Annotated in this window: 10 protein-coding genes; 4 read left to right on the top strand and 6 right to left on the bottom strand. The window is 71.1% G+C overall.

Features of this window, described 5'->3' with window-relative positions; all coding sequences use genetic code 11:
- The first annotated feature begins 6 nt into the window (after positions 1-6).
- Positions 7-1,251, top strand: coding sequence for a YeeE/YedE family protein (locus tag AC07FN_RS09785; protein WP_478395261.1), 1,245 nt, complete (start codon positions 7-9; stop codon positions 1,249-1,251).
- 56 nt (positions 1,252-1,307) lie between these two features.
- Here the strand turns inward: AC07FN_RS09785 and AC07FN_RS09780 are convergent, their stop codons facing one another.
- The 4 genes from AC07FN_RS09780 to AC07FN_RS09765 all read right to left on the bottom strand — a co-directional run bounded on the left by AC07FN_RS09780 (position 1,308) and on the right by AC07FN_RS09765 (position 7,074).
- A complete protein-coding gene (locus AC07FN_RS09780) occupies positions 1,308-2,222 on the bottom strand; it encodes an alpha/beta hydrolase family protein (protein WP_478395260.1) in 915 nt (304 codons plus the stop codon).
- Positions 2,223-2,276: 54 nt separating this feature from the next.
- Positions 2,277-5,003 carry a bifunctional acetate--CoA ligase family protein/GNAT family N-acetyltransferase gene (locus AC07FN_RS09775; RefSeq protein WP_478395259.1) on the bottom strand — a complete coding sequence of 909 codons (2,727 nt, stop codon included), beginning with the start codon at positions 5,001-5,003 and terminating at the stop codon, positions 2,277-2,279.
- Positions 4,972-6,147: an acetoin utilization protein AcuC gene (locus AC07FN_RS09770; RefSeq protein WP_478395258.1), complete on the bottom strand. Its 1,176-nt coding sequence runs from the start codon at positions 6,145-6,147 to the stop codon at positions 4,972-4,974. Before AC07FN_RS09770 ends, AC07FN_RS09775 begins: the two co-directional genes overlap by 32 nt.
- A gap of 75 nt (positions 6,148-6,222) precedes the next feature.
- Complete coding sequence (locus AC07FN_RS09765; protein WP_478395257.1) at positions 6,223-7,074, bottom strand: sulfurtransferase; 852 nt, start codon at positions 7,072-7,074, stop codon at positions 6,223-6,225.
- Positions 7,075-7,196: 122 nt separating this feature from the next.
- On the opposite strand from AC07FN_RS09765, the gene AC07FN_RS09760 reads away from it, so the two are divergent.
- The 3 genes from AC07FN_RS09760 (at position 7,197) to galE (ending at position 10,102) form a co-directional block, all read left to right on the top strand.
- On the top strand, positions 7,197-7,892 hold the full coding sequence (locus AC07FN_RS09760) for an iron-dependent transcriptional repressor DtxR (RefSeq protein WP_452612849.1): 696 nt from the start codon (positions 7,197-7,199) through the stop codon (positions 7,890-7,892).
- Positions 7,889-9,067 (top strand): galactokinase, encoded by a 1,179-nt coding sequence (gene galK / locus AC07FN_RS09755; RefSeq protein WP_478395256.1) that lies wholly within the window; start codon positions 7,889-7,891, stop codon positions 9,065-9,067. Before AC07FN_RS09760 ends, galK begins: the two co-directional genes overlap by 4 nt.
- 72 nt (positions 9,068-9,139) lie before the next feature.
- Entirely contained in the window at positions 9,140-10,102 is a 963-nt protein-coding gene (gene galE / locus AC07FN_RS09750; RefSeq protein WP_478395255.1) for a UDP-glucose 4-epimerase GalE, read from the top strand.
- Positions 10,103-10,146: 44 nt separating this feature from the next.
- Here galE and AC07FN_RS09745 read toward each other — a convergent pair whose 3' ends face one another.
- Together AC07FN_RS09745 and AC07FN_RS09740 are read right to left on the bottom strand one after the other, a co-directional pair.
- The gene (locus AC07FN_RS09745) at positions 10,147-11,256 is read right to left on the bottom strand and encodes a DUF4192 domain-containing protein (protein WP_478395254.1); all 1,110 of its coding nucleotides are present in this window, start codon (positions 11,254-11,256) and stop codon (positions 10,147-10,149) included.
- A 201-nt stretch (positions 11,257-11,457) separates the two neighbouring features.
- A complete protein-coding gene (locus AC07FN_RS09740; protein WP_478395253.1) occupies positions 11,458-13,239 on the bottom strand; it encodes a Xaa-Pro dipeptidyl-peptidase in 1,782 nt (593 codons plus the stop codon).
- Positions 13,240-13,384: the final 145 nt, after the last annotated feature.

Genomic DNA, 13,384 nt, shown 5'->3' with positions numbered 1-13,384 from the left:
TGAGGAATGTCCACCACCGCCACACCTGCCACATCCGCCGACGCGGCCCCAGCACCGCAGGGCAAGCCGCAGTGGGTTCCGCTGACCATCGGGGTGATCGCGGCCGTGGCGCTCGTGACCGCTGCGGCCATTGTGGTCGGCGTGAAGTCCGCCGTGCTGGCCGGTCTGGGTCTCGCGCTCGGGCTGACGCTTTTCCACTCCCGCTTCGGTTTCACCTCGGCCTGGCGGCAACTCGTCTCGGTTGGACAGACGTCGGGCGTCCAGGCGCACCTGCTGATGCTCGGCGCGGCGTCGATCTTGTTCGCCCCGATCCTGGCCGGCGGTGTGACGTTCTTCGGCGCCACGCCGAAGGGAAACGTCGAACCGCTGGGGCTCGGACTGGTCGTCGGCGCGGTCCTGTTCGGCATCGGGATGCAGCTCGGGGGCGCCTGCGCATCGGGCACCTTGTTCGCCGTCGGCGGCGGGAACACCTTGCTGGTGGTCACGCTCTTCTTCTTCATCTGCGGCTCGGTGCTCGGCGCGCTGCACCTTCCACTGTGGACCTCGGACGCGATCACCCTCGGATCGTTCTCCCTCGCCGACGACACCGGGCTCGGTTACTTCGGCGCACTGGTGGTTCAGCTCGCCGTGCTCGGCGCGATCGGTTACGCCGCAACGCGATGGGCTCGGCGCCGCAACGCGCCGCCGGCGGGCCGCCCGCCGACGTCGCGCGGGCTTTGGCGCGTGCTGCGCGGCTCGTGGCCGCTTTGGGTCGGGGCTCTCGTGCTGGCCGGGCTCAACGCGGTCGTGCTGCTGACCCGCGGCAGCCCGTGGGGCATCACCTCGGCCTTCGTCCTGTGGGGCTCGAAGGCCCTGCAGGCTGTGGGTGTGGACGTGGCGAGTTGGCCGTACTGGCAAGGAGAACGCGCAGCGGCCCTGACCGGTCCGGTGCTGGCCGACTCCACCTCGGTGCTGGACTTCGGGATCATCGTCGGCGCACTCGTGGCGTCGGCGGCGTCGGGCGCTTTCGTGCTGGCCAAGCGGTTGCCCGCGAAGGTCGTGCTCGCTGCCGTGATCGGCGGCTTGCTGATGGGCTACGGCGCGCGGCTGGCGTACGGCTGCAACATCGGCGCCTACTTCTCCGGGATCGCCTCGTTCTCGTTGCACGGCTGGGCCTGGGGCCTGCTGGCGCTGGTCGGCACCTGGGTCGGGCTGAAGCTGCGCCCGCTGTTCGGGCTCGACGTCCCCAAGCCGACCGACTCGGTCTGCTGACGACCGGTGGGGCGGATTTCCCCACCCCACCGAATCGATCGGCTTCCGCGATCTCGCTACGCGTGGACCGAGGAATCGACGGCGGCGATCCAGTCCCGGACCCAGCGGGACAGTTCGCCGCCGTTGCGCACCCAGTTGAAGTGGCCGAGGTTCTCCGCGCCGGACGCCGCCCGGGTGTAGTGCTTGTCGGTGCGCCGCGCCCGCCCGGCTTTCGCCGCCAGGTGGTCCACTGAGGACTTCGGGGCCAGCCGGTCGCCCGCGACGCTGACGGTCAGCAGCGGCTGCCGGACTTCCCGCAGCGCCGCCTCGTACTCGGTCGTCGAGCCGTTGAGCAGGTAACGGCCGGTGCGGGCCTGCCGCGCCCAGTCCTGCATCAGGTCGGTCGCTTGGCGGCCGCCGAAGCCGAACCGGTGGCCGGGCCAGTAGCCGAGCAGCGCCGACGTGGCCGCCACCAACTGCGTGCCGAACAGGGTGCGGAGCTTGTACATCCCGGGGAAGCTCCCGAACCACACCGAGCCGGAAGCCACCAGCGCCACACCCTGCACCCGGTCCGGGCGGCATGCCGCGTGCAGCAGGGCGATCTGGCCACCCAGGCTGTGCCCGAGCAGGAACCGCGGCGCCTGCGGGAAAGCAGCGTCGACGAGATCGAGCACGCCATCCACGTCGTCGATCATGCTCTGGTAGCCGAAACGCACACCGCGGGCGGCCGACGGCTTGCTCTCGCCCTGCCCGCGCACGTCGAAGGTCACCACCGCCAGGCCCTGGGCGTGGAGATCGGCGACGAACGGGCGGTAGTACCTGGCGGGCACGCCCATCGCGGGGAGCAGGACGACCACCGGGCTGGCGGGATCGTCCTGCTTGGCGGCGCGCACGGTCAGCCGGTGCGTGCCGGCCGAAACCTGCCCGAGCACCAGGGAAGCCTGGTCGCCCGAACCGCTCTCGGCGTTGTTCTCGACGGTCTGCTCGTCCACGCCGCCAGATTAACGGAACCAGTCAGTTTCGGGCAGTGTGCCGCATCGCAGCGATCAGCGAAGCCGCCGCGGACCGGCGTCCAGCGCCGCCGGCGACGCCCGGATGCCGACCCTGGCCCCGGCGACCACGGCACCCGTCGGCGAAGCGAGCACCGGCTGCAGCGCCAGGTCGCGAACCTCCGGCAAGTCCTCGGCCAGGGTCGCCACCCGAAGCACGAGGTCCTCCAGCGCCGGGAGATCGGCCGGCTCGGTGCCCCGGTACCCGGCCAGCAGCGGCGCCGCCCGCGGCGCGCGCACCAGCGCGGAGACGTCCACATCGGACAGCGGCAGCGCGCGATATGCCTTGTCCCCGAGCAATTCGCTGGCCACCCCGGAAAGGCCGAACGACACCAGGGTGCCGAACGACGGGTCCTCGGTCAGGTCGATGACGCACGAAGTGCCCCGGGCCGCCATGCGTTGCACGTAGACCTCGTCGATCCCCGAAACCTGCCGGATGTCGGCGTACGCCGACCGCACCGCATGGGCGCTGCCCAGGTCGAGTCGGACGCCGACCAGGTCGTTGCGGTGCCGCAGTTGATCGCTCGCCGACTTCAGCGCCACCGGGTAGCCCAGCTCCTCCGCCACCGCGACTGCTTCTTCGACGCCGGTGACCAGGCGGAACGGCACCAGGTCGATGCCGTAGCAGCCGAGCAGCCGCACCGCCTGGTCGTCGTCGAGATCGGTGATGCCCTCCGCGAGCCAGCCGTCGACCAGCGCCCGCGCCCGGTCCTCGTCGATCTCCGGCGGCCGCACGAAATGCCCCTTCGGCGCGGCGCGCCACTGCGCGTACCTGGTGACCCGCGCGAGCGCCAGCACCGACCGCTCCGGGCTCGGGTAGGACGGCACCGAGCCCTTGCCGGTCAATCCGTCCGGGCCGGGAACCACGAGCTCGTCGGGCACGCCTTCAGCGGCCAGGAACGTGGTCACCACCGGCTTCGAACGCGCGACACCGGCTTCCTGCAACGCCTCTCGCAAGGCGCGGGCGTACGCGGTGCCGGGAACCGCCACCGGAGGGGCGAACACCGTCACCAACGCGTCGACGTCCGGGCGCAAGGCGGCGTCGCGGACCGCCGCCGCGAACTCCTCCGGCCCCGCCGACGCCCCCACGTCGACCGGGTCGCAGGCCAGTTCCAGCTGCTGGGCCTGCGCCACGTCGGCGGCGATCATGCCCAGCGCCGAGGAGTTGCCCACGATCGCGACCCGGTCGCCCTGCGGCAGCGGCTGGTGCGCCAGCAGCAGTGCCGTGTCGAACATCTGCGCAACCGACTCGACCCGGATGACGCCGGACTGCTCGAACAACGCCTGCACGCTGGTCTCGTCGATCTGCACCGACGTGGCCGCCAAGCCGGGACGCACCGCGTTACGACCCGACTTCACCACCACGACCGGCTTGCTGCGGGCCAGCCGCCGCGCCAGCCGGCCGAACTTGCGCGGGTTGCCGAATGACTCCAGGTACAGCAGCACGACATCGGTGGCCGGGTCGGTCTGCCAGTACTGCAGCAGGTCGTTGCCGGACACGTCGGCGCGGTTGCCCGCCGAGACGAACGTCGACAGCCCGAGGCCGCGCTCGGTCGCGGTGGCCAGAATCGCCACCCCGAGCGCACCGGACTGGCAGAAGAAGCCGGTGCGGCCGCGGCCGGGCAGCTGCGGCGCCAGGCTCGCGTTCAGCCGGAACTCCGGGTCGGTGTTGACCACGCCCAGCGCGTTGGGGCCGACCACGCGCATGCCGTGCACGCGCGCAGCCCGCACCATCTCGCGTTCCACCTCGCGGCCGTCCGGGCCGGCCTCACTGAACCCGGCGCTGACGATGACCAGGGCTTTCACGCCCTTGGCCAGGCAGTCGTCGAGCACCCCGGTCACGCTGGCGGCCGGAATCGCCACCACCGCCAGGTCGACCTCGTCGGGGATGTCGAGCACCGAGGCGTAGGCGCGCACGCCGCGCACCGAGCGGTGCTCCGGGTTGACCGGGTAGACCGGGCCGGTGAAGTCCGCCGTGAGCAGGTTGGTCAGCACCGCGTGACCGATCTTGGCGTGATCGGTGGACGCCCCGATCACCGCCACCGAACGCGGCCGCAGCAGGTTGTGCACGCTGCGGGCCTCGGCCGCCTGCTCACGGGCGCGGGCCACGGCCACCGACTCCTCGGTCGGGTCGATGTCGAACTCCAGGTGCACCACGCCCTCTTCCATGGCCCGGCTCACCTGGTAACCGGCGTCGCGGAAGACCCGGACCATGGTCGAGTTCTCGGCGAGCACCTCGGCCACGAAGCGCCGCAGCCCGCGTTCCCGCGCCGCGGCGGCCAGGTGCTCCAGCAGGATCGATCCCAGGCCGCGCCCTTGGTGCTGGTCCTGCACCACGAACGCGACCTCGGCCGACTGCTGCTCGCCGAGCCTGTCGTAGCGGCCCACCGCCACGATGTCGTCGCCGAGCAGCGCCACCAGCGCGACGCGGTCGACGTAATCGACGCGGGTGAACCGCTCCACGTCGCGCTGGGGCATCCGCGGGTACGGGCCGAAGTAGCGGTAGTACCTGGTCCGGTCGCTGAGCCGCCCGTGGAAGGCCACCAGCTTCTCGGCATCGGCTTCGGTTATCGGCCGCAGGTGCACGGTGCCGCCGTCGGACAGCACCACGTCCGCCTCCCACCGGCGGGGGTAGTCCGCCCGCGGGGTGGCTGCTTCCTGCTGCTCCACTACTCCGTCCACTTCGGACTCCTCAGTCGCGGCTGTCGACCGGGTCGAGACCATGCAACGGAAACACCGCATGCCGGGTGTCGCGAATCGAGGTGTCCACCGCGGACGCGGTGACCCCCGACCACCGCTGGAAGGCCGGGTCGGCCCCGTCGGTCATCGAAGTCGGCAGCGGAACGTTGTCCGCGACGCGCACGGTGTGCGCGATCCAGTCCTCCGGGATGGTCGTCTCCGGGTCGAGGTCGCGGTCCAGCAGCGTCGCCAGCAGGTGCGTCCAGGCGCGCGGCACCACCCGGAACAGCGAGTAGCCACCGCCGCCCAGCGCAAGCCATTTGCCGCCCGCGTAGCTGTCGGCGAGTTCCCGCAGGTCCTGGTAGGTCGCGCGCTGCCCGTCGACGCTCATCGACAGCTCCGCCAGCGGGTCTTCCCGGTGCGCGTCCGCACCGCACTGCGTCACCAGCACCTGCGGCCGGAACGCGTCGAGCACCGACGGCACCACCGCGTGGAAGGCCCGTCGCCAGTCGGCGTCACCCGTGCCCGGCGGCAGCGGGATGTTGACGGCGGTGCCGTCGGCCCGGCCGGAGCCGATCTCCGTGGAGAACCCGGTGCCCGGCCAGAGCGTCAGCGGGTGCTGGTGCAACGAGATGGTCATGACCCGCGGGTCGTCGTAGAACGACGCCTGCACGCCGTCCCCGTGGTGCACGTCGACGTCGAGGTAGGCGATGCGCTCCACGCCCTGCTCCAGCATCCACGCGATGGCCACCGAGCAGTCGTTGTAGACGCAGAAGCCAGCCGCGCGGTCTGCCATCGCGTGGTGCAGTCCGCCGGCGATGTTGACCGCCCGGTCGGCCTTGCCCGACACGATCTGCTCGGCCGCCCGGATCGAGGCGCCCGCGATCAGCGCCGATGCCTCGTGCATCCGGTCGAAGATCGGGTTGTCGTCGGTGCCCAGCCCGTGGCCGACCTCCCAGCCCGCCATCGGCGCCGAGCGCACGGCCGCCATGTATTCGGCGGTGTGCACGCGCTTCAGGTCCGCGTCGGTGGCCGGTTCGGGCTTGATCGTCTCGACGCCGTCGAGCACCCCGAGTGCACGGGCCAGCCGCATCGTCAGTTCCAGCCTGATCGGATGCAGCGGATGTTGCCCACCTAGGTCGTAGCCGAGCACCGACTCGTCCCACACGACCGCGCACTGAGAACCCATGCCCCGGACGCTACCTGCCCTGTGTCGACCAACACAGTGTTCCGAGTCACCCGCGCGCACCGGCGGAACGATCTGTCATCCGGCCTCCGATCCGGTCGCGGCCGGCCTCGCCGGGTCCGCCGACCAGTTCGACCACGAGCCCGCGTACAGCACCGCCGGACGCTGCCGGTCGGACAGGCCCGCGTGTTCCAACGCGAGCAGGACCGAACAGGCGGTCACGCCCGACCCGCAGTACGCCCCGACCGGGCCCGCCGCATCGACGCCCAGGTCGGCGAAGTGCTTCGCCAGCTCCGCAGGGGACCGCCACCGGCCGGACTCCGCCACGTGCGCCGCGAACGGCGCGTTCAGCGCGCCCGGAATGTGCCCGGCCCGCGGATCCACCGGCTCGACGTCGCCGCGGTAGCGCTCCGGCGCACGGGCGTCCAGCAGCGTGCCTTCCCTGGCGAGCCGGGCAGCGGCGTCCGCGTCCACCACCGGCATCGAGCCCGGCCGGACCCGGAAGTCGCCCTCCGCGGGCTGCGGCAGGTCCGTCGTCGTGGGTTGCCCCGCCGCCACCCAGGCCGCGTAGCCGCCGTCGAGCACCGCCACCGACTCGTGCCCCGCCCAGCGCAGCAGCCACCAAGCGCGGGCCGCCACCGAACCGTTGTCCGCGTCGTAGACGACCACCGGGCGCTCGGCGTCGACGCCCGCCCTGCGGAACACCGCCTCCAAATCGGCCGGGGCGGGCAGTGGATGACGTCCCGCTGGGCCCGGTTCAGCCGCAAGCTCGGCGTCCAGATCGACGAACACCGCACCGGGCAGATGCCCCTTTTCGTAGTCCTCCCGGCCCGGCGGCCCGAGCAGCGACCACCGGACGTCGAGGAGCGTCGGGGGCGGCTGCCGCCGCAACGCGGCCATGAGATCATCAGTACTGATCAAAGGATGCATGACGGCCCTTTCGTAGCCCGGCGACGAGGTCTGTCGGAAATCCTGGAAGTCAACTCCCGGACCACTGACCGCTGTCGCCCGGGGCGACTAGCATCGTGGTTGGGACTGAATGGGGAGCCGACGTGAACGATCTCATCGATACCACTGAGATGTACCTCCGCACCATCTACGACCTCGAAGAAGAGGGCGTGGTTCCGCTCCGGGCCCGCATCGCCGAACGGTTGGAGCAGAGCGGCCCCACGGTGAGCCAGACGGTCGCCCGCATGGAACGCGACGGGCTGCTGACCGTCGCCGAGGACCGCCACCTCGAACTCACCAAGGCCGGCCGCGCCCGCGCGATCAGCGTGATGCGCAAGCACCGCCTCGCCGAACGGCTTCTCGTCGACGTGATCGGCCTCGAGTGGGAGCACGTCCACAATGAAGCGTGCCGCTGGGAGCACGTGATGAGCGAAGCCGTCGAGCGCAAGCTCGTCAAGCTGCTCGGTGGTCCCACGACCTCGCCCTACGGCAACCCGATCCCGGGGCTCGACGAGCTCGGCGTTGACCACGTCGAGGCGCCGGCCGACGGCGACCTGCAGCGGGTCGACGAGATCGCCCGCAACGGCGGGGGCCGCGCCGTCATCCGCCGCATCGCCGAGCACGTCCAGCTCGACCCCGACCTGATGACCGAACTGAAGGACGCCGGCATCGTGCCGGGCAACGAGGTGGAGATCATGTCGGTGGTCGGGCCGAACAAGCCGATCGAGGTCCGCGGCCAGAACGGCAGCACCGAACTGTCGGTCAGCATCGCGCACGCGGTCATGGTGCGCACCAAGTGAATACGGCGGACCGCGCGGCGGCGTTGTTCATCGACGAGCACGGCGGCGCGGCGAGCGCGGTCTGGTCCGCCCCTGGGCGGGTGAACCTGATCGGGGAGCACACCGACTACAACGACGGGTTCGTGCTCCCCTTCGCCCTGCCGCACCGCACCGCCGTCGCGATCCGTCCCCGTCCCGACCGGCTCCTCTCCGTCGCCACTCTCGGCAGCGACGGACGAGTGCACCGCGCCCCCGTCGTGTCGATCGACGAACTGAACCCCGGCACCACCACCGGCTGGGTCGCCTACCCGGCCGGCGTCGCATGGGCCCTGCGCGAGGCCGGGTTCCCGCTCGGCGGCGCCGACCTGGTGATCGTCGGCGAGGTGCCGACCGGTGCCGGCCTGTCGTCCTCCCACGCCCTGGAATGCGCTGTGGCGTTGGCGCTGCTCGACACCGCGCGGCTGGCGCCTGGCGAGCCGAACGCCCCGAGCCTGGGCGAGATCGCGCGCCTGGTGCAGCGTGCGGAGAACGACTTCGCCGGAGCGCCGACCGGCCTGCTCGACCAGACCGCGTCGCTGGCCTGCACCGCGGAACACGTGCTGTTCTACGACGTCCGCTCCGGCGACTCCGAGCAGATCCCGTTCGATCCCCGCAGCGCCGGCCTGGAGTTGCTGGTGATCGATACTCGCGTGAAGCACTCGCACAGCGAGTCCGGTTACGGACAGCGGCGGCAGGGCTGCGAACGCGCGGCGGAACTGCTGGGGATCAAAGCACTTCGCGACGTGCCCGGCGATGACCTCGCGACGACCCTGCCGAAGCTTCCGGAAGAGCTCCGACCGCTTGTCCGGCACATCGTCACCGAGAACGGCCGGGTGCTGGCCACTGTGGACGAACTCCGCGCCGGGCGGTACGCCGAGATCGGCCCGCTGCTGATCGCCTCCCACACCAGCCTCCGCGACGACTACCGGGTTTCCAGCCCCGAGCTGGACCTCGTGGTGGACAGCGCGTTGGCCGCCGGTGCACTGGGCTCCCGGATGATCGGCGGCGGCTTCGGCGGCTCGGCGATCGCGCTGGTGCGGGTCGACGACAGGAACCGCATCGAGCGCGCCGTCCGGGACGCTTTCGAGGGGCAGCACCTCGCGGCGCCCCGCTTGTTCACAGCGGTACCCTCCGCCGGTGCGGGGCGGGACCGGTGACCACCGGGTGACCGCTCCCGCTTGCCGGTTGACGGCGCCCTCAGAAGATCTCCCACGGAAGGCAGTACGCAGGTGAAGCTCCTCGTCACAGGCGGCGCAGGCTACGTCGGAAGCGTGTGCTCGGCGCGCTTGGTGGAAGCCGGCCACGAGGTCGTCGTGGTCGACGACCTGTCCACCGGGCACGCCGACGCGATCCCGGGCGGCTGCAAGTTCGTCGAGGCCGACATCTCGACGGCGGCGAGCGAGCTGCTCTCGGAGCCGTTCGACGGCGTGCTGCACTTCGCGGCGAAGTCGCTGGTCGGCGAATCCATGCAGGATCCGCAGAAGTACTGGCAGGGCAACGTGGTCACCTCGCTGCGGCTGCTGGACGCGATGCGCGAGCACGGCACGCCGCGGCTGGTGTTCTCCTCCACCGCCGCGTCCTACGGCGAGCCGGAGGTCACGCCGATCACCGAGGACACCGCGACGCGCCCGACGAACACCTACGGCGCGACGAAGCTGGCGATCGACCACGCGATCACGTCCTACGCCGCCGCCCACGGCATCGGCGCGGTCAGCCTGCGGTACTTCAATGTCGCCGGCGCGCACGGGGCGTTCGGCGAGCGGCACACGGTCGAGACGCACCTGATCCCGATCGTGCTGCAGGTCGCGCTCGGCCAGCGGGAGCAGGTGCAGATCTTCGGCGAGGACTGGCCCACCGCCGACGGCACCTGCGTCCGCGACTACATCCACGTCACCGACCTCGCCGACGCCCACCTGCTGGCGCTGGAGAGCGCAGCCCCGGGCCGGCACCGAATCTACAACCTCGGCAACGGCACCGGCTTCTCCGTCAAGCAGGTGATCGACACCTGCCGCGAGGTGACCGGCCACCCGATCCCGGCGAAGGTCGCGCCGCGCCGGGCCGGTGACCCGGCGACGCTGGTGGCGTCGAGCCAGCGCGCGCGGGAGGAACTGGGCTGGACGCCGCAGCGCGCCGACCTCGAGGTGATCGTGCGGGACGCTTGGGAGTTCACCCGGCAGCGCCAGGGATCCTGAACGCCGCCAAGGCATTTCGCTTCGGATCGTCTCGTCGTGATTCATCACCAGGCTCCGTCCTCTTCGAGCATGATCTGGGCGTCTTCGGCGGCGTCGCGGGCGATGACCGCCAAGTCGGCCGGTGAGATCCCGGCTTCGATGGCCTGCCGCAGCAGGATCCCGAGCCGGTGGTCGGGTTGGGCCCGCTCGATCCGCTCCAATGCGGCGCCGGCCAGCACCCCTTCGCCCCGCAGGTAGGCGGAGAACGCCAGCAGCGCGGCGACCTCGGGCAGTTCCGGGTCGGGGGCCTTGCGGACCAGGGTCAGCCACAGCTCTTCGGCTGCCCTGGCCGCATCGCCCAGCGCTGTGCCCAGGGCGATGTCGCGGACCCTGGTGTCGGACACCGCGACCAGCACGCGCAGCAGGTCGTCCTCGGTGAGCGCGGCACCGGAACCGACGCGCTCGATGGCCGCGAAGACGATCCGGACGTCGCGGGCGACCTTTCCCGGGTCATAGCCCTCGGCGCGTTCCTCGGCCAGCAGGTCGAGCTTCGCCGACCAGCGCGCCAAGACCTCGTCGGACTCCGGCGCGACGAGCGTCCGCAGCTCATCGCGACTGCCGAAGGTCACCGCCCCCTCCGCGGCCAGCGCCGCGCCGACCGCGGAACCCCGCGGATCGGCGATCACACCGGAGCAGCCCGGATCGGCGTAGCACTCCCACTCGGCACCGGCTCGGATCTCCGGCACCCACAACGCGTGGGCCGTCACGACCCCGGCGCGGTGGAACGCGCCGCGGATCACTTCGATCAGGTCTGCGTGCGGCGGACCGGTATCGCGATCATCCACTGTGGATCGTTCGAGGCTTTCGCACCGACCGGCGCAGGCGTCGCCGCAGGCCGCGGTGCTGGTTTTCTCCCCGACGACGACCAGGATCACGGCTTCTATCCGCCGCTGGCCCAATGGTCCGTCGAGCAGGTGCTCACCGAAGCCGCAAACACCCATCGGGCATGGCAGGTCGGTGCGCAGCGTCACGCCGAACGTCGGCGTTTCCGCCACGTCGTGCAGGGTCAGCACGACCAGCGAATGCGCCGGGTGGAATCCGAGCATGTGCGGCACGGCGGCGATCAGGTCGGCGGGCTCGGTCAGCGAGAGGGTGGCGTTGAGTCGTGTTGTCATGCCGCAACGATCGACGCCGAACCCGCGTCGACGAAAGGGCATTTTCGGAATTTGTGGACAGGTCCGTCCGCTGTGGACAACTCGGCCGCATAGGCCGATATATCCACTATGGAGTGACGATCGGACGGGCCAATCGAATCACTACTTCGGCGCTTACTCTCCGTTTCGGCGCCTCAATCGCGAATCTTCGTCGCGGTCGGCCTACTCGACCGACCCGACGACCGGCAGCTGGAACCGAGTGCGGGACAGGTCGAGCTCCAGCCCGGCACCCGGCTTCGGGCGCAACGTGAAGTCGTGGTCGCTGGACAGCACGACGATCCCGAGCCGGTGCCCCGGCGCGAACACGTAGTCGTCGGGCTGCATCACCACGTTGATCGAGTAGTTCTTCCCCGGCTCGATCGGCGACGTCCGGTCGATCGCGTGCCGGTTCTGCGGATCCGCCCAGCCCCGGGTGACCACCGTGACCGCGCCGTCCGGCGCCTGGTCCACCAGCAGCGCCGTCACGTTGGCGGCCGGCCGGTCGAAAGTCAGCGCCAGTTCGGCCCGGACCGTGCCGCTGACCCGGGCCGGAGCAGCCAACGGGGCGCCGAAGTAGGCGAGCCGGTTCGGCGAACTCGGCGCCGCCGCCAGGTCTTCCGCCAACTGGCCCGCGTCGTCGCGCAGGCCCTCCGAAACCCGGCCCGGAGCCCGCGCGGCCGTGAGCCCGCCTCGCTCGGGGCCACCCGGGGTGGGCCGCAAGGTCACCTCGCGGGCGTCCGGCGCAGGCCACTCGGCCTCGTCCGACCAGCTGCCGTCCTCCCGCTGCACGGTGGCCCTCGGCTCGCCTTCGACGCCGTTGGGCACGTCGTACAGGTACCGGGTGAACCACCGGTTCAACGTGCGAAGCCACTCCTGCTCCCGCAGCCGGAGCGGGTCGGTGTGCCCCGACTGGTGCCACCAGATCTTGTGCGGCACGTCGTGTTCCCGCAGCGCCGCGTACCACTGCGCGGCCTGCCGGGTCTTGACGTTCCAGTCGTTGAGCCCGTGCACGGACAGCACCGCGGCGTGGACCTTGTCGACGTCGTCGAGGTAGTTCCGCTCGTCCCAGAACGGGCTGTAGTCGCCGGTGATCCGGTCCTGGTCCGCCGTGAGCTGGTCGAGCACCGTCCGGCACGGCTCCCGGTCCGCCCGGGTATGCACGTACTCGGCCAGCACGTCGGCGTCCTCGCCCTGGTAGCCGCCGGGCGCCACCACCGCTCCGTCCGAGCGGTAGTAGTCGTACCAGTTCGAGATCGCGCCGATCGGCACGATCGCCTCCAGCCCTTCGACGCCCGTGCTGGCCACCGCGTTCGGCAGGGTTCCGTTGTAGGAGACGCCCATCATGCCGACCTTGCCGGTCGCCCAGGCCGCCTCGACCGGCGCGCCGGAGGCGTCGTGCCCGGGTGCGCGGGAGTTCAGCCAGTCGACCACCGACTTGGCGCCGATCGTCTCGTTCTCGGCGCCGGTGGTCGGGCAACCGCTGGACAGCCCGGTGCCCAGCGATTCGCCGTACACCACCGCATATCCCCTGGCCAGCAGATATTCCTCGTAGGCCCAGCTGATGTCGGCTGCCGCCGCGATGCGTTCGTCGCCACCGGCGGTGCGGATGGTCCGGTTGCCCGGCTTCTCGGGCACGTACAGCTCGGTGTCGACGTTGTGGTTCGGCACGTCGTTCCCGCCCGAGAAATACGGACTGGCCTGGTAGACGACCGGCACCCGCAGGCCCTGCGTCGTTTCCGCCGGCCGCACCACCTGGACGTGCACGACGTCGTCCTGCCCGTCGCGATCGCTGTCCACCGGCGCGGTGACGAACAGGTCCTCGCGCACCGCCTGCGCCGGGTCGAACACCGGTTGTGCCTCGCCGTCCTGGAACACCGGGCCCTGCGGTGGTTCCGCGAGAGCCGGCATCCCGGTGAGCGGCAGGACGCAAACCGCCGCCAGCAGACCCATCCGAACGCGTCGCATGCAGGCTCCCGGGGACCGAAGGGGAATCGACACCAGCACTTTCTTACAGCGGAAAGCGAAGTCAAACACTCTCCCGGCGGGTTTACGCCAGAACTCACCGCGTGCCGCCCAGTAGAGTCGGATCGGGGGCCGCAACCGAACCCGC

The organism is Saccharopolyspora sp. NPDC045941 (assembly GCF_056431445.1).
Note: the sequence above shows the minus strand (reverse complement) of the source record. Positions and strands in the feature narration are given on the sequence as shown.